Origin of the sequence: Kitasatospora sp. NPDC091257 (assembly GCF_044757675.1) — a bacterium.
Classification (GTDB): Bacteria; Actinomycetota; Actinomycetes; order Streptomycetales; family Streptomycetaceae; genus Kitasatospora; species Kitasatospora lactacystinica.
In genome coordinates, this window is record NZ_JBIVVI010001015.1 from 1 (window position 1) to 3,389 (window position 3,389).

General features: G+C 74.0%; 1 protein-coding gene. It reads left to right on the forward strand.

Annotation, left to right across the window (positions count from 1 at the left end; all coding sequences use genetic code 11):
* Window positions 1–14: 14 nt before the first annotated feature.
* Window positions 15–3,389, forward strand: a 3,375-nt coding sequence (locus ACIQOV_RS33620; protein ID WP_401054557.1) for a hypothetical protein, incomplete at its 3' end; no start/stop codon positions are given.

Sequence of the window (3,389 nt, forward strand, 5' to 3'; positions counted from 1 at the left end):
CCCCTCGGTCCGGGATGCCCGGGGTCGTCCACCGCCTGGCCGAGGCCGGCAACGCCGTCGTCCCGCAGTGGCGGCTGCGCCGTACGGTCGCGGAGACCGTCGTCCACGCCGACGTGCTGACCGAGCCCAACCGCTCCACTCCCGCCGCCACCGTGCCGGGACGGCGCCGCGGGCCCGTCCTGCCGCAGGAGCTGCGGGTGCCGCCCGCCGAGATCTTCACCTCCGGCCTGCGCCCGGGCGACGTGCTGCGATGGGTCGGCGACACCGCGGGCCTGCGGGGCCTCCTGCGGACCGAGGGCCCGCGCTTCTTCGGCGAGGGACCCTGGAAGCGGCTGGAGCCCGTGGTCTCCGCCGGGCTGAGCCACGCCCAGCTCTCCGCCCTGCTGACCCCTGCGGTCGGAGCCCACCAGGGCACCGGCGGGGCGGTCGGCCCGCAGCGGGCGATCGGCACCCCGTCCGTGAGCCGGCGCTGGTTCGTCGACGACGTCCAGGTGGCGGTCAAAGCCTCCCTCGTCCAGTTGGAGTACCACGGGGACAGCGCCAGGGCCGCGCTGAGCCCGGCGAACGAGTCGGGCGGCGGCAACCGGAGCACGCAGCTGACCGGCCGGCAGTGGAACCTCCGGGGCCAGGTCGGCGTCCAGGGCGACCTCGGCGCCCTGGTCGAGGGCACCGGCTCGCTGCTGGTCGGCGGCGCCTACCGGCAGCGGCTGGGCACCGTCACCGACGCTGGCGGCCGGAACGTGGCCAACGCCAAGGCGAACACCCCGATGGCCCGTTACACGGGCTACGTCCAGCTCGAAGTGACCCTCCACAAGGGCGGCGACCCGGCCGGTCAGGACCCCGGCAACGAGCGGTCGCTGTCCGGGCTGATGCCGGTCGAGCTGGAGATCCCGCACGCCGACACCACGGCCGGGGTGTCGCCCGCGGACCACTGGACGCAGTTCACGCCCGACCACCCGGACGGCGAGGCGCTGTCGCGGCGCCCGGTCGGGATCCAGGTGGCACGCTCCCTGACCCCGCACCACGAGGGCGGCGTCCGCGTCCTGCGGGACCCGCTCGCCGACCAGGCCACGCACGAGAACCTGGAGCGGAGCGTACGGTCGATCGAGGAGGACCCGCGCTACTTCACCATCGCCTACCACGCCGTCACGGAGAACGGAGCGCCGGGCTGGAACGGCTGGCCCCTGCACCCGGACGACCTGGCCCAGTCGCTGGCGGAGCTCCACGCCACCGGTGAGTGGGACGGCCGCCCGCTGCGGTTCGTCGCCTGCGACGCCCAGGAGTACGTCACCCAGGTGCTGCGGTCCCTGCGCGAGCGGCTTCCCGGGGTGGAGCTGCAGGCGTACGTCGGGAACGGCAAGCTCTGGGTGGTCCAGGACCAGGGCCGCACCCACCTGGTGGTCGGCTCGCGGGTCGGCTGGGACGCCTCGGGCCGGCCCCGGCTGGAGGCGGGCGGGCAGTGGCTCCACCTGAGGCTGCCGGTGGAGGGCGCCGGGGCGCACACCCCGACCGTCGACAACGGGGCGGGCGTCCACGCCCCGCCGCCGGAGCACGCCCCGCCGCCGGCCCACGGGCCGGTCGTGGAGGTCGTCGAGGTCCACGGCCCGCAGCTGCACGACCCGCAGCCGCTCGCCGAGGCCACGGCGCAGCACCCGGTCGTCGACCAGCGGGACCTCCAGCCCCTCGGCGTCCCCAAGCAGGCGCTCCACGCGACCCCGGAACACCGGCGGCGCGCCGAGGAGTTCGAGGCGCGGCTGGGTGCCTACGCCTTCGCGCACCCCCAGGCGCAGGCCGCGGCCCGCAACGCCGTTCAGCGGCTCTACGACGCCCTGCGGGCCGCCCACCCCGAGACCCCGGAGGGGGAGCTCTACCAGGTCTTCCTCAACACCGACAGGAAGCCGGAGGAGGGCTCCGCCGGCCAGGTCGGCGAGCAGCTCGGCCTGGCGGAGTTCCGCACCATGATGCGGACCGGCAACACCCGGGAACTGCTGACCGCGTTCTACAACGCGGCCTACGTCAAGGACTCCCCGTTCGGCCTCAAGCAGGTGCTCCAGCGGATGCTGGAGTCCCCCGACCCCACGGCGACGGCCGAGGCGATGGGGCTGGACCTGCGCGAGCTGGCGGCCCAGCAGGACTTCCTCCGGAGCGGGACCCGCTCCGTGCTGGAGATCCTGCCCGGCCTCAACACCATGTTCGCCAAGGACCACTTCGGCACCGGCACCGTCATCAAGCAGGGCGCGGAACCGCTCAAGGCCGGTGCCGAGTACCTGGCCAGCCTGAAGGCCCGCCAGGCCCGTGAGCCGGTGCCGCCGAACGACCTGACGGCGCAGGGCCTCCAGGACCGCGGCATGCCGCTGAGCCCCCGGGAACTGGCGTACCAGCAGGGCGTCGGCGACGGGGAGGCGCTGACGTGGAAGCCCGGCCGGGCGCACTACATGCTCAACGAGAAGTCCGCCTGGTACGGCGAGGCCCACCGCGACAAGGGCATGCCGCTCAGCACCGGCATCTCGGCCACCACGGCGAAGATGCTGAACGCCTTCCGACTGCTCAAGGTCGTGGACAGCGCACCGCAGGACATGCTGCTGGCCCTCACCGGCTGGATGCTGCCGCTGGGCGACCACTCGCTGTACGAGATCCTCAAGGGCGCGCAGCTGCTGGACGAACTGCCCCCGCTCCCGCCGAACGCGCTGGACGACGTCTCGACGCTGTACCAGCACATCCCGGGCATCCCGCAGCAGCAGGTGCGCGCGCTGCTGGGCGAGAACGGCATGCTGCCCCACGAGGCGGCCTACCACGACCTGCTCCACAAGCCGCGCGCCGACGGCGGCTGGCGGGACGACGTGGTGGAGAACGCGCAGCGCAACCGCGACGGGTTCACGGTGGCCGCGAACGACCCGACCCGGGCCTCGCGGGTCGTGGCCGAGTGGCTGGGCCGCAACCCGCTGAGCGCGCGGGAGGTGCTCGACCGGCTGACCCCCGCGCACTTCGACGCGCTGGCCGTCTACACCGGCCCCGCCTACGCGCTGATCAACGTGGCCCTGAGGTTCGGTCCGCTCACCCGGCAGCGGGCCCTGGAGGTCCAGATCACGGGGCTGCTGCGCACACCGGACCCGGCCCGCCTGCCGTCGATCCTCAAGCACGACCAGGTGCTCGCACCACTGCTCACCAAGCTGCCCCGCAACCGCACCGCCGACGACTGGAAGGCCCTGAAGAGCGCCGTGAAGGAGCGGCTCCCGCAGATCGAGCGGGAGCTGATCGCACACGCGGAACTGATCTCCGAGTCGCTCGCCAAGCTCCCCCCGTACTCCGGCGAGCTCTGGCGCGGCGACCGGGTCCTGGGCCTGCCGGGACCGGTCGGCAGGCGGCTGTCGCCCTCCTACGGGGGAGAG